A 25,277-nucleotide genomic window follows, 5' to 3' on the forward strand; every position below is an offset into this window, starting at 1 on the left:
GAAGGGGCGAGGGTGTACAGATGTGTCAGATTCCGGATTCCGGGCGGTCCGGGGTGCCTGCCGACCGGTGGCAGCAGATCTGGAGCCATCGCGAGCAGTTGCTGACGGTGGCGCGGCGGCGGTCGACCAGCCCGCAGGACGCCGAGGACGCGGTGCACGAGGCCATGGCGAGGGCTGCGGAGCGCCCGTACCTGGACGGCGCTCGGCTCGGGGCGTGGCTGACCGCCGTCACCGTACGCCTGTGCATCGATCAGCACCGGCAGCTCAACCGGGACACGGGCATACGCCGACGGGTCGGCTCGGTGCTGGCAGCCCCCAGCGCCGTACCGCACGAGGAAGCCGTGTGCGATCGCGCGGAGGCGAGGTGGCTCGCCTGCCAGGGGAGCGGGCTGCCGGAGAAACAGCTGGAGGCGCTGCGGCTGAAGGCGCAGGACCTGGATGTGGCGCAGGTCGCGCAGCGGATGGGGCTGACCTACAAGGCCGCCGAATCCCTGCTGGGCCGCGCGCGGCGGACGCTGCGAGAGGCTCTGGCGGCGACGCTGGCCGTTGTCACCGTCTGGGTGTGGCGGGGGCGCCCGCGCCTGGACGGGGGCACGCCGGCGGCCGTGCCGACCGCTGTGCTGGCGTCCGCGGGGACACTCGTGATCGCGGGGCTCGTCCTGGTGTCGCCTCCAGGGACGGACGAGGGGTTCCTTCCCCGCCCCGACCGCGAGCGGCGGTCAGATGCCGTGTTCGTGTCGTCCCCCGAGGAGCCGAGCGCGCGGCCCTCGACCACCTCGGCCGCCGACTCTGTTGCGGAGCTCGTGGGCGTGCCCGCCCTTCCGGAGCCGGCGAGCAAGCCGGTCGGCGCACCGGGGCGGGGGGACGGTCCGGTGGAAGGGGACGGGTCCGTGCCGGAACAGCCGGTGCCCGGCGTGCCCGCCGCAGAGCTGCCGTCGCTGCCGAACGTGCCCGCTGTGCCGTCCGTGCCTTCCGTGCCCCCGCTTCCCGTACCGGTCGAGCCGGGTGATGCTTTGCCGAGCGTCGCCGTACCCGGTGTGCCCGGCGTCGTGTCCCCGGCGAGTCCGACGCCCCTGCCGCTGGACTGACCTGGTCCGGCCCCCCCGTACGCGGGTCCCCTTTCCCCGTCCTCGCGTACGTGAAAAAACTTGCGCTTCTTCGCGAGGGAGCTGCCACCCGACTCCGTAGAGCAGGTGACAGCACCCGGTTCACCGCCTGGTGCGGCACAAGAAGCGGAGAGTTGATGGGACACACAAGCCACGGCAGGCGCCTTCGTCGCCGTGCACTGCTCGCGATACCGATCGCGTTGGCCTGCGCCCTGAGTGCCGGCACGGTCGGCAGCCTGCCCGCTCATGCGGCGGTGGTCGAGGAGACGAGCCTCGGCAGGCGGTTCAACGACGGCCTGGACACCCGGCTCAGCGCCACGGCGTTCCGCGACGCGGCACGCTCGGCCGGCTACGCGGGCACCAGCCACACCGCAGGGCGCAGCGCGGACGACGCGTGGACGGACGGGCTGGACTCGGGCGTCTTCGCCCTGTTCGGACACTCGAACGGCGGCGTCTTCCAGACGGACGAGGGGCCTTCGGACGACCAGGACGCGATCCTCGCGGCCGGCCGGACGCAGGACGTGCTGCCGATCTACGCGAACCTGCGGTTCTTCACCGAGTACCTGCCGTACGCCGATGTCGACGACATGCGGCTGCTGATCCTCGCGGGCTGCTACACCTCCCAGTCCGGGCAGCTCGGGAACTTCAACGAGGTCGCGGTCTCCCGCGGGATCGACTCGGCCATCAGCTTCTCGGGTCTGGTCATGTATCCGGCGACGGCGTACGGCACCTCGCCCGGTACGACGAACTACTCCGGCAACTACTTCTGGAGCCGTTTCTCCTACCACGCCACCACCGGTGTGAGCGTGTCGACCGCGCTCGCCCGGGCCCGTACCGACCTGGTGACCAAGGAAGGCTCTGCGGGCGGCTGGGACCGCTACGTGATCCGGGGCGCCGTGGCCAGTCCCGGCTCGGTCAAGCTCAAGCCGGCGGGCGAGGGCGAGGCCTTGAACAGCCGGCCCCTCGCCACGCCGCAGTTCACCACCACCGCTGCCCTGACCCCGGTCGGCACGAGCACCACGCAGGGCCCGGCGGGCGAGCCGCTCACGACCGTCGAGACCGCCGAGGGGGTCGAGTACCGGCAGGCCGCCGACGGATCGCTGGTCGACCTCGTGGGCACCCCGACGACCAGCGGGGACGTACGGCTCGGCCCGGACGAGACCCGTGCCGCCGCGCAGGAGTTCGTCCAGCGCAATGTCGCCGTGTGGGATGCGAGTTGGGAGCTGGTGGCCGAGGAGCCGGTCAGCCACCTGGAGGGTGACGCCCTGACGCTCCTGACGTGGCGCCCGGTCGGCGAGGACGGTCACGCCGGTGCGCACCGGGTGACGGTCGAGATCGACCGCCGTACCGGAGCGGTGACGTACCTGTCGGCCGCCCAGGGCGCGGCGGCCGAGAGGGCTTCCGCCTTCGGCGTCGGTCGCGACGAGGCGGTCCGTGCGGCCCGCGCCGCGATCGGCGACGACCGGGGCACCGCCACCGCCGTGGCCGACACCTGGAACGGTGACCGCTGGACGGTCACCGTCGACCGCGGTCTCACCGGCCGCCCCGGGGCCGAGATGCCGGACGTGGAGCGCGTCGAGATCGACGCCCGCACCGGCGATGTCCTGTCCCGTGCCAAGAGCTGACTACGCCAACCAACCGGAGCAGAAACACACATGGAAACCCGTTCTCTGACGATGTGGGCTGCGGCCATGGCCGGCTGCCTGTCCCTCACGCTGCTGCCCGCCGCCGCGGCGACCGCACAGACCGACGAGCCGTCCCCAACGGCCACCACGCTGACGACCCCGCAGGTCCAGCCGAAGGTGACGCGGCTGCTGTTCGCCGTACCGCAGACACTCGACGAGCTGAAGGTCGCTCTCACCGGGCTCCAGCCGCTGCTGCTGCGCTACACCGGCGAGATCGGCGGTGGCGACCAGCCAGGTCCCGGTGTCCCCGCCGACCAGGCCATAGAAAGCATGCGCAAGAGTGTGATCGGCGAGTTCGGCGTGGAGCCGCTGGTCTTCCTCGTCGTCGTGGACGGCGAGGTGCCCGCGGCCCGGCTCGCGGCACTCGACCCGCTGCTCGCCGAGGCCAAGGTCTTCGACTCGGACGCCGCAACCGTGGACAGCCTGCCCGCAGGCACCCTGGAAGAGGCCGCCCAAGCCACCCTTGACCGGGAGACGCTGCTGGGCCGCCGGGCGGCGATGGAGGCCGCCGTCGAGGAGAGCCGGAAGGAACCTGCCGCCGAACAGGGCGAGAGCCAGGACCAGGCGACCGCCCCGGCGAGCATCGGTAAACCATGGTCACCCTGGTACGGGAAGATGCAGGCCTACAACAATCCGTACGAGTCACCGACAGACATGCCGCGCCATTTCCGGCACTACCTTCGCTGGTACTCCTCCAGCGACCTCGCCGCGTTCGGTGACGACTTCGGCTACGAGCACAACCTTTCGCTGTACAACTACGATCTGGTGGACGTCTTTCCCCGCCCGTACTGCGCGGACAGCGCCTACACGCAGTTCTGGGCCGGATGGTCGACCGGGTTCAAGTGGAACGCGGTGAAGTACGGCTGGACGTTCCCGAGCGGCTCCGTCCCGTACTGGGACTGGGACGACACCACCGACTCCTGCCAGAAGCTCGACTTCTCCGTCGGTGTCGGCTACCCCAAGAAGCTCAGTGCCGGCGTGCAGTACTACTTCTGGATCGCCGCGGAGAAGGGAGCAAAATCCAGTTCTCCGTATGGCATGGACGCCCAGAAGCTCAGCAACGACTGCAACGACGTCGGAATGGACCCCGGCAGCTCCTGCATGGGCCTGAACTACGATCGGTACGGCTCCGACACCCAGCGCTTGGTGAACAAGGACCGCGGCTGGCGCGTGCCGAGCTGCGCGGACTGGGTACGGGGCGGCGAGCCCACGTACAAGTCCAACGGCACGTACGACTGCCCCGCCAACCGTTGACGTCCTGATTCTAGGAGGATGACCCGCATGGCCAGAGGTGACAACCAGGCCCAGAAACTCCGGATCATCGGACTGACCGGGGCGCTCCTCTGCGCGGTGCTGTCCGCCCTGCTCTGGCTGGGAGCCGATGTCCTCGGGACCAAGGAATGCATGGAAAACGGCTACGGGCTGGGTGTCGAGGGCGGGGGCTCCCTCATGACCGAGCAGGGTTGCGAGCTCACTGTGCCGACCACCATGGGAGTGGTGAGCGGAGTGCTGCCCACCATCAGTGAGCCGGTGGCGACCGCGGCCCTCATCGCGGGCCTGGGCGGTGCCCTGCCACCCGGCATCTGCCTCTGGCTGGCGACCAGGCGTCCGCGCTGACGCCCCGCCCTGTCCTGCCGGCTGCGTCCGGCAGGACAGGGCTCCGTCCCTCTCCCGTCTCGGCAAGACGCCGGTTCCCGTCTCCGTAAGACGCCGGACACGCCGTGGTCTCCGGGGCGAGAGGTGCGCGCCGCCTCGTCGTCACCCGCCGTTGCCAGGCTGCCCGGGTGCCGCTCGTACCCTCCTCCGTCGACTTCCGCCGTTGCCGGTTGCTGGGACTGATCGGTTCCACGGTCCTCGCGGCCGGCGGCAAGACGGCCGGGGCGCTGCCGGTGGGCGATGCGCTGTCGCCGTCGGCGGCCGGCGCCGCGCTGGGGCTGGTCGGCGTGTACTTCGGCGTCGTCCTGCTGATCGCCGCATGGGTCCTGATGGGCCGTGAGATACGCGGTCCCGAGCCGCCGACGCCCCGCTCGCTGCTGCTGGTGCTCGCCCTGTGGGCCGCCCCGCTCGTCCTGGCGCCGCCCCTGTTCAGCCGCGACGTGTACAGCTATCTCGCGCAGGGCGCGATGGTGGACGCGCACATCGACGTGTACGCGTACGGGCCCGCCCGGCTCGGCGGACCGCTGGTGTCGGAGGTGGCGCCCATCTGGCGGCACACCGGGGCCCCCTACGGCCCGGTCTTCCTCGGCCTGGCCGAGGTCACCGCCGATCTCACCCGCGCCCAGGTGCCCGCCGGAGTGATGGGCATGCGGTTCGTCGCGCTGCTGGGCGTGGCGCTGATGGCGGCGGCGCTGCCCAGGCTGGCCCGGCACTGCGGCACCGACCCGGCCGCCGCGCTCTGGCTCGGCGCGCTCAACCCGCTGGTGCTGCTGCATCTGGTGGCCGGGGCGCACAACGACGCGGTCATGCTGGGGCTGCTGGGTGTCGGGCTCGTCGCCGCCAGCGGGCGGTGGTTCATCCTGGGCGCCGTACTCGTGACGCTCGCCGCCCTGGTCAAGGCACCCGCGGCGCTCGGCCTGCTGGCCGTCGTCGCCCTGCGGGTGCGCGGCCGCACCGAACGGAGACGGGTGCTGCGGGCCGCGCTGACGACCGCGGCGGCCGCACTCGCGACCACGGTCGCCGCAACAGCCGTCGCCGGTACGGGATACGGCTGGATCGGGGCTCTGAAAACCCCCGTCTCGCCGCAGAACTGGGCGCTGACCAGCGTCCTGGGCCGCGTCACCGGTGATCTCCTGCACCACGCCGGCAGCGACCTCGCCCGCTTCGCCGCGCCGGCCTGGCACGGGATCGGCATGGTCGCGACGCTGATCGCCCTGCTCGTCATATGGCTGCGCCGCCCACGGCCCGCCCCGGTCTACGCCGTCGGGCTCAGCCTGGCCGCCATCGCCGTCCTCGGTCCCGCGATCCGCCCCTGGTACGTCCTGTGGGGTCTGTTCCTCATCGCCGCGGCGGCGCCCAGCAGTTCCGTACGGCGCAGGGTGGCCGCCCTCAGCGGAGTCCTGGCTCTGGCGGCCCTGCCGAGCGGCGGCCCCATCGACACCCAGCAGCTGGCGCTCGCCGTGTCCGGGGGCGCGCTCGCGGTGGTCGTCCTCTGGCAGGTCCACCAGGCCGGGCGCCGGCACCAGTCCACGGGGCAGCCGACGGGACTGCCCGGGCGCCGCGAGCCGGAACCGTCCGTATGAGCACGCGCGGACAGGACACCACCGGGCCGGCACGCATACGGGGCGCTCTCAGCCTGCGTGCGCCGCGCACGGAGAGCGGCCGCCGCCTGCTGGTTCTGGTACTCGCCACCGCCGTCGGCGTCTTCCTCGCCACCGTGCCCCTGCACCGCGACTGGTTCGATCTGCGCGTCTACTACGGCACGGTCAGCGACTGGGTCCACCACGGCGGCGGCATCTACGACTACCGGCTCCCGGGCAGCACGTACGGCTTCACCTATCCGCCGTTCGCGGCGGTCACCATGCTGCCCATGGCGCTGCTCGGCCTGCATGCCGCCATCGCCGTCGGACTGCTGCTGAACATCGCTGCGGCCCTGGCCGTGCTGTACGTGCTGGCGGGGCCCGTCCTGCGGCGGCACGGCGGGCACGGGTGGTTCGGGTTCGCGGTGCTGGCGTGTCTGCTGGCCCTCTTCGAGCCGGTGCGGGACACGTTCAGCTTCGGGCAGGTCAATCTGCTGCTGCTGGCCCTCGTGCTGGGCGACGCCTGGCTGCTGACGAGCGGACGCACCCGATGGGCCCGGTGGGCGGGCGTCGGCATCGGTCTCGCGGCGGCCGTCAAGCTCACGCCCGCACTCTTCATCGGCCTGCTGGTGCTTGCGCGGCGGCCCCGCGCTGCCGCCGTCGCCACGACCGTCGCCGCCGGTGCGACGGCGCTCGCCGCCTGGGCCGCGCCCGACGCCTCCCGTTTCTACTGGACCGAGGCGGTACGCGACACCGACCGCATCGGGCAGCTCGCCTATGTGTCCAACCAGTCGCTGCAGGGCGTCCTCGCCCGGCTCGCCGAGCCCGCCGAACCGGAGCGCGTCGTCTGGGCGTTGGCCGCGGTCGGGGTCCTGTGCGTCTGGGCCCGGCGTGCGTCCCGCGCGGCCGCCGCCGGCGACACCATGGCCGCCTTCGCCCTCACCGGCCTCGCCGCCTGCCTGATCAGCCCCATCACCTGGGTGCACCACCTGGTCTGGCTGCTGCCGTCCCTCGCGGTCCTCGCCGACGCGGCACTGCGGCACGCGCCCGGCACCCGCGCCCGCCGACGGCTCCTCGCCACGGCGGGCACGGTGTACGTCGTGCTGTGCAGCAGCGTGGTGTGGCTCTGGTACGACGACGCGTCCGGCATCGACGGCTTCCTCGGCAGCAACACGTATGTGTGGATCACGCTGGGGCTGCTGATCGGGCTTCCGGTGCGCGCGGGGGCCGACGGCCGGGACCGCCAGGACGGCAGGACCGAACGCGACTCATCCCGGCACCGCCAAGCGGCCCCGGACGGCGTCGAGTTCACCGCTGCGGAAGGAACACCGCCCGCAGGCAGCCGTCCGTCTTCTCCTCGAACATCTGGTAGCCGCGCGGCCCCTCCGTGAGCGGCATCGGGTGCGTGGCCAGGTAGCCAGTCTCGATCTCGTTGGCGGCCATGCGTTCGAGGAGCATCGGGATGTAGCGCTGGCCGTGCTGCTGGCCCATGCGCAGGGTCAGGCCCTTGTTCATCGCGGCACCGAGCGGGAACTTGTCGAGCACGCCGCCGAAGACGCCGAGGATCGAGACGGTTCCGCCCTTGCGGCAGGCGTGGATGGCCTCGCGCAGCGCGACCGAGCGGTCCGTCTGCATCCGCAGCGCCTGCTTCGCGCGGTCGTACGCGTACTGCGGGCCCGTGCCGTGGGCCTCCATCCCCACGGCCTCGATGCACACGTCAGGGCCGCGGCCGCCGGTGAACTCGCGCAGCGCGGCGTCCACATCGGTCTGGGAGTAGTCGATCGTCGCCGCGCCGCAGTGGCTCGCCGCCAGCTTCAGCCGCTCGGGCACCTGGTCGATGACCGCCACGCGTTCGGCACCCAGGAGATACGAGGCGCGCGCCGCCATCTGCCCCACGCCGCCGGCGCCCCACACCGCCACGACGTCGCCCTCCTTGACGCCGCCCTGGTCCGCGCCCATCCAGCCCGTGGGCACCGCGTCCGACGCGAACACCGCCTCCTCGTCGGAGAGCCGGTTGGGCACCGGGAAGGCACCGTGGTCGGCGAACGGCACGCGCACGTACTCGGCGTGGCTGCCGGCGAAGCCGCCCATGGCGTGCGAGTAGCCGAGGATCCCGGCGGTCGGGTGGCCGTACAGCGTTTCGGTGTACGCGGGGTTGGGGTTGGAGTTCTCGCAGAGCGACCAGTTGTCGCCCCGGCACTGCCAGCAGCGGCCGCAGCCGACGATGGAGCAGACGACGACCCGGTCGCCCGGCCTGTGCCTGCGCACCGCGGCTCCCACCTCGACGATCTCGCCGACGAACTCGTGCCCGATGATGTCGCCTGCGCGCATCGCCGGAACATAACCATTGATCAGGTGCAGATCGGACCCGCAGACCGAGCTTGCGGTGACGCGCACGATCGCGTCCTGGTCGTTGAGCAGCGCCGGGTCGGGCACGGTCTCCACCGCCAGTTCCCCGACGCCGGTCCAGCAGAGCGCCTTCACAGCAAGCCCTCCTTCGTGGCGCGCCGGTCGCCGACGGCCACCAGCAGGCCGCCCGGCTTGTGGTGCCCCTCCGGCTGGCCCGCCATATGCAGCACCTCTCCCGTCTCGGTGAGCTGCTTGAACTGCCGCAGGGTCCGGCGTATGCGCTGGTCCGTGGAGGTGCCCAGGATGCGCCGCAGACTCTGGCCCGCTCCCGGCAGAGCCAGGCCGCGGACCGCGATCTCGGTCCCGCGCCCGCCCGGTGCGTCGGCGGTCCGGATCTCCACGCCGTCTCCGAGGCGGTCGAGGGGCGGCGGGAGCACGCCGCCGGGCAGCAGCTCGCTGCGGGGCATGCCGACGGTGATGACATGCCACCGGCCGTGTTCGGCACCGCCGTCGCCGGTGCCACGGGCCCGGTGGTCGCCCCGGTTGCATAGGACGGCGGCGGTGCCGGCGACCGCTCCGGCGGCCGCGGCGCCCCACGCCGCTGTGCGTATGCGCATGTCCGTCCTCCTCATACGTTGCGCTTGCCGAGCTCAGTCGCGCTTGCCGAGCTCATACGTCGCGCTTGCCGAGCGGCCGGTTCGCGGGTCCTTCGAGCACCTCGCCGTCGACACTGAAGCGGGATCCGTGGCAGGGGCAGTCCCAGGACCGTTCCGCCGAGTTGAAACCGACGATGCAGCCGAGGTGCGTGCACCGCGCGGAGACGGCGTGCAGCGCCCCGTCCTCGTCGCGGTACACCGCGCTGCGCCGCCCGCCGTGCTGCACCACGGCGCCGCTGCCCGGAGCGATGTCGTCGACGGACTGGACGGAGACCGCCCGCAGCCGGTCGCCGATGAAGTGGCGGCCGGTCTCCAGCTGGTGCCGGACGAAGGCCGGGGCCTCGCGCAGCAGGCTCAGCATCCGGCGCGGGTCGTACAGGCCCGCCCACGGCGGCCGTTCGCCGGTGACGAGGTCCGCGAGGAGCCGGCCGGCCATGATGCCGCCGCTCATGCCCCACCCGCCGAACCCGGTCGCCACGTACACGTGCGCGGCGCCGGGGTGCAGGGGGCCGACCAGCGCCACGGTGTCCGTGGGATCGCTGTCCTGCGCCGCCCAGCGGTGGGTGATCTCCACACCCGGGAAACGCTCCTGCGTCCAGTCGGCCAGGCTCCGGAAGCGCTGGTCCGTGTCGCCCGTCCCTGGCCGGGCGAGCTCGCCGGTGACGATCAGCAGCCGCTGCCCGTCCCCATACGGGGCGGTGCGTACTGAACGCGTGTTCTCCTCCTGGGTGATGTACATGCCGCCGGGATCCCGCTCGGGCGCCAGCGGCCCGGCGACGACGAGGTCGCGATGCGCCGAGAGACGGCCGAAGAGCAACGCCCGGTCGAAGACGGGATAGTGGGTGGCGACGACGACGTCCCAGGCGGTGACCTTGGCCCCCGACTCGGTCCCGAGCACGCACGGCGCGCCCTCGTCGAGGCTGAGGACGCGGGTGCCTTCGTAGATCCTCCCGCCGTGCGCCTCGAGATCCCTCTCCAGCGCGAGCAGGTACTTACGGGGATGGAACTGCGCCTGGTTCTCGACCCTGACCGCGCCCGCGACCGGATACGGCAGGCCCGTCTCGGTGACGAAGGACGCCTCGAGGCCGGCCTTGTGGGCGGCGTCCGCCTCGGCCCGTATCGCGTCCAGCTGCTTCGGGTCCTGGCAGTACGTGAACGCGGGGACCCGTTCCAGATCGCAGTCGGCGCCGAGTTCGTCCGCGACCGCCACGGCGTGCTCGATCGCGTCGGACTGCGAACGCGCGTACAGCCGAGCGGCGTCCGGGCCGCGGGTATGGCGCAGGCGGTCGTACATCAGGGTGTGCAGCGCCGTCAGTTTCGCCGTGGTGTGCCCGGTGACGCCCGCGGCGACGCGGGACGCCTCCAGGACCACCACGCTCCGCCCCTTGCGGGCGAGTTCCCAGGCCGTGCAGAGCCCGGCGATACCGGCCCCGACCACGGCCACGTCCGCCTCCGTGTCCTGGTCGAGCGGAGGACGGGACGGGTACGCGGCCGAGGCCATCCAGTACGACTCGTACACACCGGGAAGGGCGGCAGTCATAGCCATGGCCGCCCGCCTACCACCGGTACCAGCGCGTCCGTCCGCCTCCCGGGCCCGCACGGGTCGAGAAGAATCCGATGATCCACACGATCAGCAGGGCCAGTGCGAGCCACCAGAGGACGTCCAAGGCGAATCCGGCCCCGAAGAGGATCAGGATCACCAGGAGCACCAAGAGCAGCGGGATCATGTCAGCACCTCCTCACCTCCGGTTGCCCGAAAAATCCCGCTTTACTGCTGGCGGCGCTGTCTTGATGGGCCTGCCGCGCCGCATGCCCAAGCGTTCCGCCATGCTCATACTGGCGTTCTGGTCCGGGTGTCCGTCCTGACGGGAAGGCGACAGAAGCCGTGAGACAGGGTCCTTCACTCATCTCCGACAAAACGAGGAGAGGCTGCATGATGCCGGGGTTGACGGGAAGCCGGAGGGTGGAGTGACCGGCGGCGCACGCTTCACCGTCGATGTCAGGGTCAAGGGAGACACCCTGGTCCTGGCTCTCGGCGGTGAGCTCGACCACGACTCGGCCGGCGCACTGCGCGACGCTCTGACCGAGGGCCTGAGCACGGCCGCCACGCGCATCGTGGTGGACTGCAAGGACCTGACGTTCTGCGACTCCACAGGGTTGAACGTCTTGCTGCGCGGGCGGCTCGCCGCGCAGGACGCCGGCGTCGGACTGGAGCTCGCAGCTCTTCGGCCGCCGGTGGCCCGCATGTTCGACATCACCGGAGCCGACGCTGTCTTCCGGTTGTACGGCAGCCTCGACGAGGCACTGATCGGCCGGCCGCAGGAGTGACGGAGCGCGGCGGGCGATGGAGCCCGGCGAGTGACGGAGCGCGGTGGGCCGGTGAATGACGGAGTCCGCGTGTGACCAGCGCAGGCAGGAGTGACGGAGCGCAGCTATGACGGAGCGCGCCATGATCGACGGACTCCCCACTCAGGGGCAGACCCGCCGGCTCGCCCTGTACGGAACCAAGGGCGTGGTGGGCCGGTGCCGCGACTTCTGCCGCGAGTGCCTCCTGGACTGGCGGTGGCTGCCCGCCGGTGACGAGGACGGCCAGGCCGTGGTCGACGATGTCCTGCTCCTCGTGTCCGAGCTGGTCACCAACGCCTGCCTGCACGCCGGAGGCCCTCAAGAGCTGATGCTGAACTGCACCCCGGAACGGCTGCGCATCGAGGTCACCGACCCCAGTCCCGTCCCGCCGCGCCGGCGTCCGCGGGGGCCCGCGGGTCAGCCCGGCGGCAACGGACTCGTCGTGGTGGAGCGGCTTGCGCGCACGTGGGGGTCCACGCGACGGGGGGCCGGCAAGGCCGTGTGGATCGAGGTGGCGCCGCCGCTCAGTGTCGCGCGGACGCGGACTCCGTCGCGGGTGCCGGGGGCGCGCGGGTGACCACCGCCTCGCGGGTGTCTCCGCCCGAGCCCGGCCCATCCCCGTCGGGACCCGGCTCGGGACCCGCCTCCGGGTAGTCCGGTTCCGGGTCCTCCAGCAGGCCCGTCCGCAGGACGTCCAGCGTGCGGGCCAGCAGCCGCGAGACGTGCATCTGGGAGATGCCGAGCCGGGCGCCGATCTCGGACTGGGTGAGCTCGTCGCAGAACCGCAGCGACAGGATGAGGCGCTCGCGCTCGGGCAGCGTGGCGATCAGCGGCTTCAGCGACTCCAGACATTCGACGACGTCGAGCGCCGGGTCCTCCTCGCCGAGCTGGTGGGTGGTCCTGCTGCGCGGCTCGTCGTTCTCCACCGGGGCGTCGAGCGAGCGCGCCGCGTAGACGTTCGCGGCCTGGCGGCCCTCCTCCAGCTCGTCCTCGCTGATGCCCAGGCCCTCGGCCAGCTCCGCCGTCGTCGGGGCGCGCCCGAGCTGCTGCTCCAGGGTGTCGACCGCCTTGGCGATGTCGATCCTCAGCTCCTGCAGCCGGCGCGGCACCCGGACCGCCCAGCTGGTGTCCCGGAAGAAACGCTTGATCTCGCCGACGATCGTGGGCAGTGCGAACGACCGGAACTCGACCTCGCGCTGCACGTCGAAGCGGTCTATGGCCTTGATCAGGCCGATCGTCCCGACCTGGACGATGTCCTCCATGGACTCCCGCCGGTTGCGGAACCTCGTCGCCGCGTACTTCACCAGGCTGAGGTTCAGCTCGACGAGGGTGTTGCGCACGTACGAGTACTCGGGTGTGCCCTCCTCCAGCGTCCGTAGCCGCTTGAAGAGCGAGGCCGACAGTGCCCGCGCGTCCATCGCGCCGATGGTCCTCAGGTCAGGGATCTCCGGCAGGCCGGACAGGGCGGCGCGCGCGACCGGTGACGGCGCCGCCGACGGCGCCGCGGGCGGGGTCTCGGCCGGGGGTTCTCTGTCGCGGGTGTCGCGAGTGTCGCGGGTACGGACGGGGCGAGTGAGCGAGGACATGGGCGCTCCTTCGACGGATGGCGGGCGCTGCCCGCTGAGGCGGACCGTCGGGCTCCCCGCACGGCACTTTACCGCTTGGTGCGATTTAACGCATTTGTTCCATTTCGTGCCATTTCCAGTCTGGCGGATCACCGGCGGCACCGCTCGTCGTGGGCGGCGCTTCAGCGGACCGACGGGCGTCCCGCAGCGGACCGACGGGCGCGCCCGTAGCCGACCGGGAGGCGCCCCGCGGGCCTGTGCGCGATAGGTCCCGCAGCCGTCTGGCAGGCGTCCCGCGGGCCGGTGCACGATGCGTCCCGCAGCGCCGTCCCGCAGCGCCGTCCGGCACCGCACCGGGCGCCACGCCACGTACGACGGTCACGTGCGACAGTGGGGACATGGCCGCCCCTCGCCCGCCCGGCGAGAGGTCCCTCTGGCCCGGACGCCAGTAGAGCGCGAGGTCAGCCATGAAAGAGTCACCTTCGGCCCGCACCCTCGAAGACACCAGGCGCGCTGACCGCCCGCCGGTGCAGCTCAGCGAAGAGGGGCTCCGGAAACTGCTCGCCGGGCTCACCGCAGTACGGGACGGCGACTTCTCCACGCGCCTGCCCGACGACGCCGAAGGGCTCCTCGGGGAGATCGCGGGCGTCTACAACGGCATGATCGACCAGCTGGCCCAGGTCACGTCCGAGGTCACCCGCGTGGCCAACGAGGTCGGCGGACAGGGCCTGCTCGGCGGCCATGCCCGGGTACGGAGGGCCGACGGCGTCTGGCAGGAGCTCACCACCGGCGTCAACACCATGGCCGACAACCTGACGTCGCAGGTGCGCTCGATCGCCAAGGTCGCCACGGCCGTCGCCCGCGGCGACCTGACCCAGAAGATCCGCGTGGACGCCCGCGGCGAGATCCTGGAGCTCAAGGAGACCATCAACACGATGGTCGACCAGCTGTCGTCGTTCGCGGAGGAGGTCACGCGGGTCGCCCGCGACGTCGGCACCGAGGGCAACCTCGGCGGACAGGCCACCGTACGAGGCGTGTCGGGCACCTGGCAGGACCTGACCGACAATGTCAATTCCATGGCGGACAACCTCACCAACCAGGTCCGCAACATCGCGCAGGTCACCACCGCCGTCGCCCAGGGCGATCTCAGCCGCAAGATCGACGTCGACGCCCGCGGCGAGATCCTCGAGCTCAAGACCACCATCAACACGATGGTCGACCAGCTGTCGTCGTTCGCCGCCGAGGTGACGCGAGTCGCCCGCGAGGTCGGCCGCGAGGGCAGGCTCGGCGGCCAGGCCGAGGTGGAGGGCGTCTCCGGCACCTGGCGGCGGCTCACCCAGAACGTCAACGAGCTCGCCGGGAACCTCACCCGCCAGGTGCGCGCCATCGCCGAGGTCACCAGCGCGGTCGCCCAGGGTGATCTGACGCGCTCGATCACGGTCGAGGCACCCGGCGAGGTCGGCGACCTCAAGGACAACATCAACTCCATGGTCGAGTCCCTGCGCGCCACCACCCGCGCCAACGAGGAGCAGGACTGGCTCAAGACCAACCTCGCCCGCATCTCCGGGCTCCTCCAGGGCACCCGCGACGTCACCGCCGCCGCCCGGCTGATCATGGACGAGGTGCCGCCGCTGGTCTCCGCCCAGTACGGCGCCGTCTTCCTGGCCCGTACGGACGCCGAAGGCACCCGGCTCGACATGATCGCCTCATACGGCGCGCCCGACACCGCCCCGCGCAGCTTCCGCCTCGGCCAGTCCCTCGTCGGCCAGGCCGCGCTGAGCCGCCGCACCATCGCGATCGAGGACGTGCCGCCCGGCTACGCCACCATCTCCTCCGGCGTGGGCGACGCCGACCCCACCGCGCTGCTCGTGCAGCCCGTCGTCGTCGAGGACCAGGTGATCGGCGCCCTGGAGCTGGCGTCGCTGCACCCCTTCACGGCCATCCACCGGGATTTCCTCGACCAGTTCATCGAGACCCTCGGCGTCAACATCAGCTCGCTCATCGCGCACGCCCGTACCGACGAACTCCTCGAGCAGTCCCAGCTGCTCACCGCCGAACTCAGCGTGCGGCAGGAGGAGCTCCAGCGCTCCAACGCCGAACTGGAGGAGAAGGCGGCGCTGCTCGCGGAGCGCAACCGCGACATCGAGGCCAAGAACCTCGAGATCGAACGCGCCCGCCAGGAACTCGAGACCCGCGCCCAGCAGCTCTCCCGCACCTCGATGTACAAGTCGGAGTTCCTGGCCAACATGAGCCACGAGCTGCGCACACCGCTCAACAGCCTGCTGATCCTCGCTCAGTTGCTCGCCCAGAACCCCGAGGGCAACCTCACCGAGAAACAGGTCGACTACGCCGAAGTGATCCACTCCGCGGGTTCCGACCTGCTGCAGCTGATCAACGACATCCTCGATCTGTCGAAGGTCGAGGCCGGCAAGATGGCCGTCCACCCGGCGACCTTCCCCCTGCACCAGCTGCTCGACTACGTCGACGCGGCCTTCCAGCCCGTCGCGAGCGAACGCGGCCTGGAGCTGCGGGTCGTCACGGCGCCGGACCTGCCCGACGAGCTCACCACCGACGAGTCGCGGCTGCGCCAGGTGCTGCGCAATCTGCTTTCCAACGCGCTGAAGTTCACCGAGCAGGGCTGGGTCGAGCTGTGCGTCGACAAGGCCGCGGACGACGAGCTGCCGCCCGCCCTGCGCGGCCGTCCCTCGATCGCGTTCCGGGTCACCGACACCGGCATCGGCATCGCCGACGAACATCTGGAGATCATCTTCGGCGCGTTCCAGCAGGGAGAGGGCCCTACGGCCCGCCGCTACGGCGGCACCGGCCTCGGCCTGTCCATCAGCCGCGAGGTCGCCCAGCTCCTCGGCGGCGCGATCACCGCGCGCAGCACGCTCGGCGAGGGCAGCTGCTTCACGCTCTTCCTGCCGGTGAGCAGCGGCCCCGTCGCCGTACCGGACACCGGCACCGAAGGAGGACGGGAGCGCGCGGACGGCCGCCGGCCCGGCGACGACGTGCTGGCCGGACGCCTGGTCCTCGTCGTGGACGACGATCCCCGCAACGTGTTCGCGCTCACCGAGATCCTCGAAGGCGCGGGCATGCGTGTGCTCCGGGCCGAGGACGGCCGGCGCGGCATCGAGCTGCTGACCGAGCACGACGACGTCGAGCTGATCATCATGGACGTGATGATGCCCGGCATGGACGGCTACTCGGCCACCGCCGCGATCCGGCAGATGCCCGGGTTCGCCGACGTGCCGATCATCGCGGTCACGGCCAAGGCCATGCCAGGCGACCGGGCCAAGACGCTGGCCGCGGGCGCCGACGACCATGTGACGAAACCGGTGGACGCGGGGGACCTGCTGGCGAGGATCCGGAGCCGGCTGAGCCGGCTGAGGCGGTGAGAGAGCCGGGCGCTGTCACAGCCCCCACCCGGACCGGAGTCCGATGAGCCGGTGCGAGGTCCCGACGCCGTCACAGCACCCGGACCACCACAAGGCTGGTGTCGTCGTCCGTGTCGCCGGTCACGGCGCCGAGCAGACGGTCGGCCTGCTCGTCGACCTCGCCCGGACCCAGCCGCTCCGCCTCCCGGCGCAGCAGTGCCAGGCTCTGGTCCAGCCCCATGTGGTGCGACTCGATGAACCCGTCCGTGTAGAGCACCAGAGTGTCCTCGGGGAGCAATCGCGTCACCGTCTCCGCGTATTCGGCGCCGGGCACGGCGCCCAGCAGGATGTTCCGCGGCGGATCCAGCAGGTCCGCATGCCCCTCGCGCAGCAGGAGCAGCGGCAGATGGCCCGCGCTCGCCCAGCGCAGCGACCGCGTGTCCGGGTCGTACAGCGCGCACACCGCCGTGGCGGTGGGCTGACCGTCGGCGTGCAGCGTCACCTGGTTCAGCCACGCCATCAGCCGGCCGGGGGAGTGGCCGGTCACGGCCAGTCCGCGCAGTGCGTTGCGCAGCGCGACCATGCCGGTGGCGGCGTCGATGCCGTGCCCCGCGATGTCCCCGACCGCCATCAGGACCCCGCCGCCCGCCAACGGCATCACGTCGTACCAGTCACCGCCCACCTGGTACTCCTCCGCCGCCGGCCGGTACCGCGCGGCGACCTGCAGGCCCGGCAGCTTCTCGAAGGTCGGGACCTCCGGCACGATGGCCTGCTGCAGCTCCACCACCAGCCGGCGGCGGATCGCGGCCTGCGCCTGCACGGTCGTCAGCTGGTCGAAGGTGGCGTTCAGCGCGACCTCGGTGTGGTGCTGCGCGGAGACGTCCTGGTAGATGCCGGTGATGCCGGTGAGGACACCGCACGTCAGGAGGGGTTCGGCGGCGATCCGCACATGCCTGAGCGCGCCGTCGTCACGGAGCACCCGTACGACGGTGTGCGCCCCCTCCAGACGCCTGGTCAGCGCTGTCAGCAACTCCTCGAGATGGACGGCGTCCGCGGGATGCAGCCGTCCGCCCAGCTGCCGCAGCGGAAGCGGGGGACCGTCCCGCGGCACCCCGAAGATCGTGTACGCCTGGTCGCTCCACCGGGACTCATCGGTGGTGAGGTCGTCCTCGAACGTCGCGACGTTCTCCAGCCGCCGCGCGACCCGTACGACCGCCGGACCCGGGTCCGTGCTGACATGCCAGAGCACGAGCGAGCGCTCGGCGGACAGCGGCAGGACCCGTACGTCGAGCAGGGGTGCCGGACGGCCGGGCCGGTGCCCGGGCGGCAGCTGGACCGCGCGCTGCGGGGCCGCGTGCTCGCGCGCGTCCGCGACCAGCCGCACCAGTTCGGCGTGGACGGACGGGAAGACCTGGGCCAACGGGCGCCCGGCCGGGTCCGGCACCATGTCGGTGCTGCACAGCGCCGCCTCGTTGAGATGCTCGACGACCAGTTCCGACGGGGCGGGCCGGGTAGCGGGCCGGGTACGCAGCACCATCGCCGGATGGGCCAGCAGATCGAGGAGTCCGGCAAGCCCCGGCGGGTCGTCGGGGTCGGGGCCGGCCAGATCGAGCAGCCGCGACGCGGGCTCCAGCAGGCCCGGCAGCGCCCGGCGCACCGTCTCGTCCAGCTCGGCGGGCCCTGGCCAGACCGCCAGCGCCAGGCCGGCGATCAGTCCGGCGCGCCGCAGCGGTACGACGGCCCGGGCCGCGTTCCGGTGGGGCCCCGGAAGGCGCTCGCCGTCCGGTGGCCCGGCGGGCAGCCAGGCGGGTGCGGCCGCGGTCAGCGCCCGGTGCAGCGGCCCCGCCGCCTCCGGCGTGAGCCACCGCCAGTGCGAGGCCTCCAGCGGGCTGACCCCTGCATGCCCCACCAGCTGCAGGCAGTTGCTCGCGGTACGGCGCCACAGCCACACGGCCTGCACGCCCAGCGGCCGCAACCCACCCTCGAGCAGGGAGTCGGCCACGGCGCCGATGCGGCCCTGCGTCTCCGCCACGGCAACCGCCTGCCGCGCCCGGCGCACGTGGTCGGGGCCCGGACCTCGACTGGCCGAGGCGACGGCGGTGTCGCGGGCGCTGTCTGTGGGACGTGGGCCGCTGGTGGCTGGTGGTGTGCTTGGTGCTTTCGGACCGCCTTCGGCCGGACCCGGTGGGCGAGCGGTCTGTGCCGCGCCGGCGGACGGCATGTCCGCGCGGTCGCGCGCCGCACCGCCGTCCGTCGGCTCGCCCCTGTGGCCGTCCGCAGCACCGGCAGGTGCGGCGGACAGCTTCCCGGCGACGACCGTGCCCGCTGCCGCGTTGACGACGTCGGCCGCCAGATCCTCCAGGCTCAGACCAGCCGACCCGGCGAGCCGCGCCAGATGGTCGGTGGCGTCCGACGGGGACAGCGACAGCTGCGCCATGAGGACGCCGGCCGCCAGGTCGAGCAGATGACGGCGGGCCAGCTCGGTACGGAGGGCGGCCACCTCGGCGGTGAGGGCGGTGACGGCCGCGGCGAGATCGTCCCGTCCCGCATCAGGCCCTCGGGACGGCCCCTGCTCGCGGACGGGGCGGTTCATGACGTCTCCGGCTCTTCAGGAGGTCCATGGGCACCTCGGTCGCCACAGCCGGACGCCTCGGATTCTACTCGGACCCCGTTCGCACAGCAGTTCCCGGCGACGCGCGGTACGCGCCCGATGATTGAGCGGCGCCTGCCGGGGCAGCGGCAGGGACGAAGGGGCCGCAGCAGCCCGGTACGCCCGCGGTCCAGCACACCGGCACACTGGCCGCACGCAGCCGGCAGCACGCGGCCTGTGCAGCACGCGGCCCCTGCCCAGGTGGCCCGGAGCAGGCGTGGCTGGCCCGTTACGTGCCGGGGCCACCGCCGCGTACTCCAGGCGCACCTCGGTGCGGAGGGAGGCAGCACCCCATGACCGGCCCAGTCTCGCCGGATCCCGACATCTCGCCCGTCCCGCGGCCGGGGCCCCGGCCCGACGAGCCGGGCCCGAGGCCGGGTCCGGGCCCTCGGCCCGACCCGAGGCCCGATCCGGGTCCCGAGCCCAGGCCCCGTCCCGGACCACCACGGCCACCGGACGCGTTCGCGTAAGGCCACGGACGGTGCGGGCGGGCCCCCGGACCAAGCCGCACGGCCCGCGCCGCCTGCCCCCGACGCGCCCCCGCGCCGCCCGGCTTCCTCCTCTTCACTCGCGACTCCCCGGAACCTGTTCCGGACCTACTCCGGGTACTCCTCGCGGAGGTCACCCACTTCCGGCCCCGGCTCGTGCCGCAGGGTGGGTTCGGTCTGGTCCTGCAGCTTCTTCGCCTCGTGGCGCAGGCGCTCGGCCTCCGCGGGGTCGGTCGAGCGCTGCGCCCGCTGCAGCAGCTGCTCGGCCTTGTCACGCAGATGCTCTGCGCGGACGCGTGCGGATTCTGACTGGCCGTTCATGACGGGTCCTTCGACGTGGTGCGGTCAGTGGGCGGCTGCCCCCGCGCCCCGCCCGCAAACGCCCGGGCGACCCGTGTGAAAGGCCTGCCCAGGGGAAACCGGTCCGTGCACCCGGACGTACAGGTCCCTACCGGTGCGCAACAGACAAGTGAGGGACACGCGAGAGGCACGCGAAGGTGGGATGACCGTGAAGGTCGCATTTCTCATGGCCCCGGAGGGGGTCGAGCAGATCGAGCTGACGGAGCCGTGGCAGGCCGTCATCGACGCCGGTGGCACCCCGAAGCTGATATCGACCAGGTCCGGAAAGATCCAGGCCTTCCACCACCTGGACAAGGGCGACACGTTCCCGGTGGACCAGACGGTCGCCGACAGCGACGTGGAGGACTTCGATGGACTCGTACTGCCGGGCGGCGTCGCCAACCCCGACTTCCTGCGGATGGACCCGAAGGCCGTGGCGTTCGTGAAGGGCTTCGTGGAGGCGGGCAAGCCCGTCGCGGCGATCTGCCACGCGCCCTGGACCCTGGTGGAGGCGGACGTCCTGCGCGGCAGGACGGTGACGTCGTGGCCCAGTCTGCGGACCGACATCCGCAACGCCGGTGCCACCTGGGTCGACGAAGAGGTCAACGTCTGCGACGCCGGGCCCGCCAAGCTGATCACCAGCCGCAAGCCGGACGATCTCAAGGCGTTCTGCACGACGTTCATACAGGAGTTCGGCGCCTGACCAGCCGAAACGCCGCACTCGACTGCCACGCCGGCTCGACTGACACGCCGGAGGAGGGCAGGAAGGAGCACCAGTCATGGGACGTCCCCGCCGCGAGGGTCCCGGCCCCGTTCCCACGCAGCCGGAACCGGTCCCGCACGACCCGGAACCGCCCGGCCCGGAACTTCCTGAGCGCGAGCCCCCGGAGGAGCACCCGCAGCCCGATCCGGGCCCCGGCCCGCACACAGGACCGAACGAGGAACCGATCCCCGAACCGCCCGACTGACCACACGTACGGACAGCCGTACGCATAGCGCGGGCGTCCGAAAGGAGCAGGCGTGGGCGACAACGACGCGCACGACGCACTGAAGACCTACCGCGCCAAGCGCCGCTTCGACCGGACCAAGGAGCCGCGCGGACACGATGGCCCATCCGGTGAGGCGCCCGCTGACGAGCCCCGCTTCGTGGCGCAGATCCACGACGCCAGACGCATGCACTTCGACTTCCGGCTCGAGGTGGACGGTGTCCTCAAGTCGTGGTCCGTGCCGAAAGGACCCTCCAACGACCCGCAGGACAAACGGCTCGCCGTCCCGACCGAGGATCATCCGCTGGAGTACCTCGACTTCGAGGGCGTGATCGCGCAGGGCGAGTACGGCGGCGGCACGGTCATCGTGTGGGACCGGGGCACGTACCGGCCGGTCAACCGCGACCGCCGCGGGAGGCCCGTCCCGTTCGACGAGGCCCTGCGGCGCGGCCACGTCCGCTTCACACTGAACGGCGAGAAGCTGCACGGCGGATACGCGCTCACCCGCTTCCGCGGCGGCGAGGGCGACCCGGAGGACGAGGCGTGGCTGCTGGTGAAGACCGACGACGAGCGCGCCCACCACGGAGACCACGGGCCATCGGCGCCGCGCCGCGCCCGCTCGGTGCTCACCGGTCGTACGCTGCGCCAGGTCGCAGAGTCGGACGAGCCTGAGGGGTCCAGTGGGGCCCAAACGCCGCAGGAGGCCGACGAGCCCGGCACCGTACGCACCCGCAGCCGCGGCACCGTAGGGACCCGCGCCCGCAGCACAGCCAACCCCCGCCGAAGCCGCCGCACATGACGACCACGACCAGCCTCCTGGACACGGTGCCCGCCGACCAGCGCCGACGGCTGGCCGAGGCAGGTCCCGGTGCCGAACTGGCCGCCCGCCCCATGCTGGCCACGCTCAGCGACCGGAGGCACTTTCCGGGCGGCGGCTGGATCTTCGAGCGGAAACTGGACGGCGTGCGCCTGCTGGCCGTACGCGAGGAGGGTCGCGTCACCCTCCTCTCCCGGACCGGCAGGCGGCTCAACGCCACGTACCCCGAGATCGCCGACGCGCTCGCCGCGCAGGAGTGCACGGACTTCACCGTCGACGGCGAAGTCGTGGCGTTCTCCCACGGCCGCACGGACTTCGCGCGCCTCCAGAAGCGGATGCAGCTCACCAACCGCCGCCAGATCGAGGCCACCCAGGTCACCGTGACCTACTTCGTCTTCGACCTGCTGCGGCTCGACGGCACCGACACCCGGCGCCTGCCCCTGCGCACCCGGAAGTCCCTGCTCCGGCGGGCCCTGACCTTCCGGCCCCCACTGCGGTTCACCCCGCACCGCAACCAGAACGGCGCCGACGGCGCCGAGCTGCTGGCCGACGCCTGCGGCCGCGGCTGGGAGGGCCTGATCGCCAAACGCGCCGAGGGCCCCTATGTGCCGAGCCGCTCCACGGACTGGCTCAAGCTCAAGTGTTCCCAGGGCCAGGAGTTCGTCATCGGCGGATTCACGGAACCGGGAGGCACCCGCGTCGGTTTCGGGGCCCTGCTGATCGGCTACTACGACGAGCGGCGGCGCCTGCGCTACGCGGGCAAGGTCGGCACCGGCTACGACCGCAGAACGCTCCTCGACGTACGCGCGCGTCTCGACGAACTGGCCACGTCCCGTTCGCCGTTCGGCGATCCGGTGCGCGAGCGTGCCGCGCGCTGGGTCGAGCCGAGGCTGGTCGCGCAGATCGCGTTCACGGAGTGGACCCGCGACGGCATGCTGCGGCACCCGCGCTTCCTCGGCCTGCGCACCGACAAGTCGCCCGCCGAGGTCGTCAGGGAGCGGCCCGCCGCGTAGGGGGCCCGGACCCGCTCCTGTGGGACCCGCTCCTTCGGGATCCCTCCCTTGCTTGGGACTCGCGCCCGTGCGGCCGACCCACGACTCGCCCCGTGCGGCCGGCCCGCGCCGGGAGATTGCGCTTTGGTCGCCGTGGGCACTTGTTTTCAGTACGAGGCCAGGATCCACCGGTACCCCCGGGGGCATGCCGCCCCAGGCGGCACGGCATTCCGCGAGATAGTAAAAGCCCAGGTCAAAAGCCCAGGTCAGACACGCCTCGGAGCGCCGGTCCGGAGTCGGCTGGCGCACTTCAGTGACAGGCTGCACCATCTTGGGAGCGGGTGCCGATCCCAACCGGCACCGGCGAGAAAGGGGCGTCTCATGCCTCTCATCGACTTCCACGTCCTGCGTGAACTCGTCGCCGAGCACGACAGGCTCACCGACGGACTGTTGCTGGCCTCCGGGACACCGGAATGGCGCCGTCGGCTGGAGGACCTGCAGTACACGGTCTGCGTGTACACCGGCGTCCGCGACCCCCAGCAGGCCCTCAGCCACGCACGCAGACTCCTGGCCGACCGGGCGCGGCGCGCGGAGGCATAGGCGCGACGCGGGGCAGGCCCTCGGCGGGCGCGACACGGCCGGCGGGCGTGGACATGGCCCGGCCCGGGCGGGCCGCCCGGGCCGGCCAGGCCGTTTCCCGGGACGTCCGCCGGGAACCCGCCCGACATGGTGCATTTCGGATACACGATGATGACCGAGCAGGCAGGCCCCCGTGAGCTCGTGGAGCACGTGGTACGGGCCGAGGAGGCGGGTTTTGACTTCTCCGTCACCTCGGACCACTACTTTCCGTGGCTCGACGCGCAGGGGCACTCCCCGTACGCCTGGAGCGTGCTCGGGGCGGCTGCTCAGGCGACCTCGCGGATTCCGCTGATGACCTACGTGACCTGCCCGACGATGCGCTACCACCCCGCCGTGGTCGCGCAGAAGGCCGCCACGATGCAGCTGCTGTCCGGCGGCCGATTCCGGCTCGGCCTCGGCTCCGGTGAGAACCTCAACGAGCATGTCGTCGGAGGGGGCTGGCCGGCCGCCGACGTCCGGCAGGAGATGCTCGCCGAGGCTGTCGGGATCATCCGGGACCTCTTCTCCGGCGGCTACGTCAACCACCACGGCGAGCACTTCGACGTCGAGTCCGCCAAGCTCTGGGACCTTCCCGACGAGCCTGTCGAGATCGGCATCGCGGTGTCCGGCGAGCAGTCCTGCCGACTGGCCGGATCGCTTGCCGACCTGGTGATCGCCGTCGAGCCGAAAGCCGAGCTGCTGGCCGCGTTCGACCGCTACGGCGGCGCCGGCAAGCCGCGCATCGGCCAGCTGCCGGTCTGCTACGACCACGATCGCGACGCGGCCATCGAGCGGGCCCACCAGCAGTTCCGCTGGTTCGGCGGCGGCTGGAAGGTGAACGCGGAACTTCCGGGCCCCGAGTCCTTCGACTCCGCGACGACCTACGTACGGCCCGAGGACGTCGCGGAATCCATCCCGTGCGGGGACGAGGTGGACGCGTTCGTCGAGGCCGTACGGCCCTACAGCGATGCGGGCTTCACCGATGTCGCCCTGGTGCAGATCGGCGGCGCGTCCCAGCTGCCGTATCTGGACTGGGCGCAGAAGGAACTGCTGCCCGCACTCCGCGAACTGTGACGCCCCGCGAGGCGCCGCATGGTGTGGAACACGGTGTGAAAGGAGCACCGGAGATGACGACGTCGAACCACGAACCGCACCTCACGCCCGGACAGCGGGGCGGCGGAGGTGTGCCGCCCGAGGAGACCCCACCCGGCGAGGAGAGCATCCACGGCATCGCCTACCCGGAACCGGTCGGGCTGCGCAAGGCTTGGGGCGCCGCTCCGGCGGTACTGATCATCGCCGTCGCCGTGCTGATCGCCATCGGCCTGATCGGCATGGTGGTGTCGCTGTCGCTGTAGTCCACGGCGGCGGACTTCAAGCCCCGCCTTGGGCTGGCGGTAGCCTCGGCGCCAGGCCCCGGGCCTGGCGCCGGGCCTGGCGCCGGGCTACGCGCCCCGGAAGGGGCGCGGGGAACTGCGCGACCAGCCCCCACCGGGCCCGCGGTTTCATCACCATGCCTAGCGGAGCGCTCACCGCCGCATGGGCCCCCACTGCCCGTCATGCCCCGCTGCCTTCGCCACCTCGTCCTCCGCCTCGTCGATCACGTGCAGGGCGATCCAGCCCACCGGCCGGGCGTTGCGGACGAGCGGCTCGTTGTCGGGGCCGCGGGCCACCTCGTCGCCGGTCAGCACCCACGGCCGGACCTCGCCCTCCTTGTCCCGGCGCAGATGGGAGTAGTCGTACAGGCGCCTGGCCACCCACAGGCGCAGCGGCCGGCCGTTCCACCAGTCCTCCGCGACCAGGCAGTTCGCGGACAGCCCCGGCATGGGGACCCCGGTCAGCTCGTCGATGCTGTTCTCCCGCTGGAGGTCGTGCGCCGGACCGGTGGACCACCGGACGTACACATGCCGGGAGCTCACCAGATCGCACAGTTCGTCCAGGGACCGCACCGTCGGCATGTCGTCGAGGGCCGGTGTCCCGGGCGGATCGTGGCCGGTGTTGCCGGTCATATGGCGCACCTCCTCCGTCAGCCCCTCACCACCAGCCCATCACCAGTCCCCTCGGACTGCA

The 25,277-nt window shown here is 72.1% G+C and carries 24 protein-coding genes; 16 read left to right on the forward strand and 8 right to left on the reverse strand.

Translation table 11 applies throughout. The annotated features are described in order from the left end of the window. The first annotated feature begins 20 nt into the window (after positions 1–20). The 6 genes from STSP_RS21630 to STSP_RS21655 all read left to right on the forward strand — a co-directional run bounded on the left by STSP_RS21630 (position 21) and on the right by STSP_RS21655 (position 7,418). Positions 21–1,088 (forward strand): RNA polymerase sigma factor, encoded by a 1,068-nt coding sequence (locus STSP_RS21630; protein WP_078067388.1) that lies wholly within the window; start codon positions 21–23, stop codon positions 1,086–1,088. 155 nt (positions 1,089–1,243) lie between these two features. Beyond that, positions 1,244–2,731 (forward strand): PepSY domain-containing protein, encoded by a 1,488-nt coding sequence (locus STSP_RS21635; RefSeq protein ID WP_157902879.1) that lies wholly within the window; start codon positions 1,244–1,246, stop codon positions 2,729–2,731. Between the two features lie 30 nt (positions 2,732–2,761). After that, positions 2,762–4,045: a hypothetical protein gene (locus STSP_RS21640; RefSeq protein WP_157902880.1), complete on the forward strand. Its 1,284-nt coding sequence runs from the start codon at positions 2,762–2,764 to the stop codon at positions 4,043–4,045. Positions 4,046–4,072: 27 nt separating this feature from the next. After that, a complete protein-coding gene (locus STSP_RS21645; RefSeq protein ID WP_067280611.1) occupies positions 4,073–4,408 on the forward strand; it encodes a hypothetical protein in 336 nt (111 codons plus the stop codon). 167 nt (positions 4,409–4,575) lie between these two features. Further along, on the forward strand, positions 4,576–6,030 hold the full coding sequence (mptB, locus tag STSP_RS21650; protein WP_107441366.1) for a polyprenol phosphomannose-dependent alpha 1,6 mannosyltransferase MptB: 1,455 nt from the start codon (positions 4,576–4,578) through the stop codon (positions 6,028–6,030). Further along, on the forward strand, positions 6,027–7,418 hold the full coding sequence (locus tag STSP_RS21655) for a glycosyltransferase 87 family protein (RefSeq protein ID WP_078067389.1): 1,392 nt from the start codon (positions 6,027–6,029) through the stop codon (positions 7,416–7,418). The genes mptB and STSP_RS21655 overlap by 4 nt, the downstream gene beginning before the upstream one ends. Here STSP_RS21655 and STSP_RS21660 read toward each other — a convergent pair. The 4 genes from STSP_RS21660 to STSP_RS21675 are packed head-to-tail and all read right to left on the reverse strand — an operon-like array spanning position 7,336 to position 10,759. Continuing rightward, entirely contained in the window at positions 7,336–8,511 is a 1,176-nt protein-coding gene (locus STSP_RS21660; protein ID WP_067280614.1) for a zinc-dependent alcohol dehydrogenase, read from the reverse strand. The two genes, STSP_RS21655 and STSP_RS21660, sit on opposite strands and share 83 nt — an antisense overlap. Beyond that, positions 8,508–8,993 carry a hypothetical protein gene (locus tag STSP_RS21665; protein WP_067280616.1) on the reverse strand — a complete coding sequence of 162 codons (486 nt, stop codon included), beginning with the start codon at positions 8,991–8,993 and terminating at the stop codon, positions 8,508–8,510. The genes STSP_RS21660 and STSP_RS21665 overlap by 4 nt, the downstream gene beginning before the upstream one ends. A 52-nt stretch (positions 8,994–9,045) precedes the next feature. Then, positions 9,046–10,578, reverse strand: a complete 1,533-nt coding sequence (locus tag STSP_RS21670) for an FAD-dependent oxidoreductase (RefSeq protein WP_408646342.1) — start codon at positions 10,576–10,578, stop codon at positions 9,046–9,048. A 10-nt stretch (positions 10,579–10,588) separates the two neighbouring features. Continuing rightward, positions 10,589–10,759, reverse strand: a complete 171-nt coding sequence (locus STSP_RS21675) for a hydrophobic protein (RefSeq protein WP_067280622.1) — start codon at positions 10,757–10,759, stop codon at positions 10,589–10,591. Positions 10,760–11,000: 241 nt separating this feature from the next. Here STSP_RS21675 and STSP_RS21680 point away from each other — a divergent pair, with 241 nt between their 5' ends. Together STSP_RS21680 and STSP_RS21685 are read left to right on the forward strand one after the other, a co-directional pair. Then, positions 11,001–11,360, forward strand: coding sequence for an STAS domain-containing protein (locus tag STSP_RS21680; protein WP_232789743.1), 360 nt, complete (start codon positions 11,001–11,003; stop codon positions 11,358–11,360). Between the two features lie 106 nt (positions 11,361–11,466). Next, positions 11,467–11,955: an ATP-binding protein gene (locus STSP_RS21685; protein WP_232789744.1), complete on the forward strand. Its 489-nt coding sequence runs from the start codon at positions 11,467–11,469 to the stop codon at positions 11,953–11,955. Here the strand turns inward: STSP_RS21685 and STSP_RS21690 are convergent. After that, positions 11,903–12,964: a SigB/SigF/SigG family RNA polymerase sigma factor gene (locus STSP_RS21690; RefSeq protein ID WP_078067390.1), complete on the reverse strand. Its 1,062-nt coding sequence runs from the start codon at positions 12,962–12,964 to the stop codon at positions 11,903–11,905. The two genes, STSP_RS21685 and STSP_RS21690, sit on opposite strands and share 53 nt — an antisense overlap. A gap of 446 nt (positions 12,965–13,410) precedes the next feature. Between STSP_RS21690 and STSP_RS21695 the strand changes: the two genes are divergently transcribed. Further along, a complete protein-coding gene (locus STSP_RS21695) occupies positions 13,411–16,341 on the forward strand; it encodes a HAMP domain-containing protein (protein WP_067280626.1) in 2,931 nt (976 codons plus the stop codon). A gap of 70 nt (positions 16,342–16,411) precedes the next feature. On the opposite strand, the gene STSP_RS21700 is transcribed toward STSP_RS21695, so the two are convergent. Together STSP_RS21700 and STSP_RS21705 are read right to left on the reverse strand one after the other, a co-directional pair. Next, on the reverse strand, positions 16,412–18,913 hold the full coding sequence (locus STSP_RS21700) for a SpoIIE family protein phosphatase (protein ID WP_067280629.1): 2,502 nt from the start codon (positions 18,911–18,913) through the stop codon (positions 16,412–16,414). 653 nt (positions 18,914–19,566) lie between these two features. Next, positions 19,567–19,779, reverse strand: a complete 213-nt coding sequence (locus STSP_RS21705) for a DUF6381 family protein (protein WP_067280631.1) — start codon at positions 19,777–19,779, stop codon at positions 19,567–19,569. A gap of 187 nt (positions 19,780–19,966) precedes the next feature. On the opposite strand from STSP_RS21705, the gene STSP_RS21710 reads away from it, so the two are divergent. The 7 genes from STSP_RS21710 (at position 19,967) to STSP_RS21740 (ending at position 24,565) form a co-directional block, all read left to right on the forward strand. Beyond that, on the forward strand, positions 19,967–20,500 hold the full coding sequence (locus STSP_RS21710) for a type 1 glutamine amidotransferase domain-containing protein (RefSeq protein ID WP_067280763.1): 534 nt from the start codon (positions 19,967–19,969) through the stop codon (positions 20,498–20,500). Positions 20,501–20,576: 76 nt separating this feature from the next. Continuing rightward, complete coding sequence (locus STSP_RS21715; RefSeq protein ID WP_067280639.1) at positions 20,577–20,765, forward strand: hypothetical protein; 189 nt, start codon at positions 20,577–20,579, stop codon at positions 20,763–20,765. 52 nt (positions 20,766–20,817) lie between these two features. Then, the gene (locus STSP_RS21720) at positions 20,818–21,582 is read left to right on the forward strand and encodes a DNA polymerase ligase N-terminal domain-containing protein (protein WP_078067391.1); all 765 of its coding nucleotides are present in this window, start codon (positions 20,818–20,820) and stop codon (positions 21,580–21,582) included. After that, on the forward strand, positions 21,579–22,613 hold the full coding sequence (gene ligD / locus STSP_RS21725) for a non-homologous end-joining DNA ligase (protein ID WP_067280641.1): 1,035 nt from the start codon (positions 21,579–21,581) through the stop codon (positions 22,611–22,613). The genes STSP_RS21720 and ligD overlap by 4 nt, the downstream gene beginning before the upstream one ends. Positions 22,614–22,973: 360 nt before the next feature. Then, positions 22,974–23,192, forward strand: a complete 219-nt coding sequence (locus STSP_RS21730) for a DUF5133 domain-containing protein (RefSeq protein WP_067280643.1) — start codon at positions 22,974–22,976, stop codon at positions 23,190–23,192. Positions 23,193–23,318: 126 nt separating this feature from the next. Further along, the gene (locus STSP_RS21735) at positions 23,319–24,284 is read left to right on the forward strand and encodes an LLM class F420-dependent oxidoreductase (RefSeq protein WP_067280646.1); all 966 of its coding nucleotides are present in this window, start codon (positions 23,319–23,321) and stop codon (positions 24,282–24,284) included. Between the two features lie 53 nt (positions 24,285–24,337). Continuing rightward, positions 24,338–24,565 (forward strand): DUF6480 family protein, encoded by a 228-nt coding sequence (locus STSP_RS21740; RefSeq protein ID WP_067280648.1) that lies wholly within the window; start codon positions 24,338–24,340, stop codon positions 24,563–24,565. Between the two features lie 171 nt (positions 24,566–24,736). On the opposite strand, the gene STSP_RS21745 is transcribed toward STSP_RS21740, so the two are convergent. Continuing rightward, positions 24,737–25,216 carry a DUF6098 family protein gene (locus STSP_RS21745; RefSeq protein WP_067280650.1) on the reverse strand — a complete coding sequence of 160 codons (480 nt, stop codon included), beginning with the start codon at positions 25,214–25,216 and terminating at the stop codon, positions 24,737–24,739. Positions 25,217–25,277 lie beyond the last annotated feature (61 nt).

It is taken from the genome of Streptomyces jeddahensis (assembly GCF_001642995.1).
Lineage (GTDB): Bacteria > Actinomycetota > Actinomycetes > Streptomycetales > Streptomycetaceae > Streptomyces > Streptomyces jeddahensis.